The sequence below is a fragment of the Streptomyces sp. L500 genome (assembly GCF_054551825.1).
This window is the reverse complement of sequence record NZ_JBTOLC010000126.1, coordinates 1-1,180: the sequence shown is the minus strand read 5'-3', so window position 1 is coordinate 1,180 and position 1,180 is coordinate 1. Positions and strand designations below refer to the sequence as shown.

Genomic DNA, 1,180 nt, shown 5'->3' with positions numbered 1-1,180 from the left:
TCCGGCATCGAGGAGGGTGGTGACGTTGTCGGCGAACAGGACCGGCTCACGGACCTGACGCACCCAGTACTCCGGGGAGCACCACGTCTCCGGATCGGCCCACGTACCCGTCACGTTCGAGACAGCGGGAATCTGCGGGGCGTGGAACTCGACGGTGTCCAGGACCTGCCGGAAGTCCTCCAGCATCGGCTCCACCAACGGCGAGTGGAAAGCGTGCGAGACATCCAGACGGCGAGCGCGGAGTCCCCGCTCTGCCGCCTCGGCCATCACACGGTCCACAGCCTCCTCACGACCGGAGATCACGACCTGGCGCGGGCCGTTGACAGACGCAACCACCACACCATCAGCCAGGAAACCGGTGATTTCGTCCGGCGTAGCCTGCACCGCCGCCATCGCACCACCCTCGGGCAGCGCTTCCATCAACCGCGCCCGGGCAGCGACCACCCGGCATGCGTCCTCCAGCGACCACACACCCGCCGCATACGCGGCAGCCAGCTCACCCACCGAATGACCAGCCACGAACCCCGGCCGGACACCCCACGACTCAAACAACCGGAACAATGACACCTCAAGCGCGAACAACCCCGCCTGAGCCCACCCCGTCCGACCCAACAACCCCCCATCCGAACCAAAAACCACCCCGCGAACCGATCCGCCCAACAGCTGGTCAAGTTCCGCGCATACGGCGTCGAAGCTCTCGGCGAACACCGGGAAGTGGTCGTACAGCCCCCGGCCCATCCCCAGGCGCTGACTGCCCTGCCCGGTGAAGACGAATGCCAGGCCGCCCGCAGACCCCGAACCGGTGGTCACATGCGCTGCCGATTCCCCAGCGGCCACGGCCTTCAGGCCGGCGAGCAGTTCGTCCCGGTCGGAACCAACGACCACCGCACGATGGTCGAAGGCGCTGCGCGTCGACACCAGCGACCAGCCGACGTCCGTGGGCGCCGAAGCCAGGGGGTGGGCCAGGAGCTGGGCCGCTTGCGCACGAAGTGCTTCCTCGGTGCGTCCCGACAGCACCCACGGCACCGCGACTCCACCGGAGACGGGCACTTCTTCCGGGGCCCCGGACTCGGGAGCCTCCTCGACGATGACGTGAGCGTTCGTCCCCGAGATACCGAACGACGACACCCCCGCCCGACGCGGACGCCCCTCCACCGAGTCCCACGATCGGGACTCCGTC

Annotated in this window: 1 protein-coding gene; it reads right to left on the bottom strand. The window is 68.5% G+C overall.

Annotated elements, in window-relative coordinates; genetic code table 11:
* The coding region (locus ACX9I7_RS32625; protein WP_459389402.1) for an acyltransferase domain-containing protein at positions 1–1,128 on the bottom strand (1,128 nt) is incomplete at its 3' end.
* Positions 1,129–1,180: the final 52 nt, after the last annotated feature.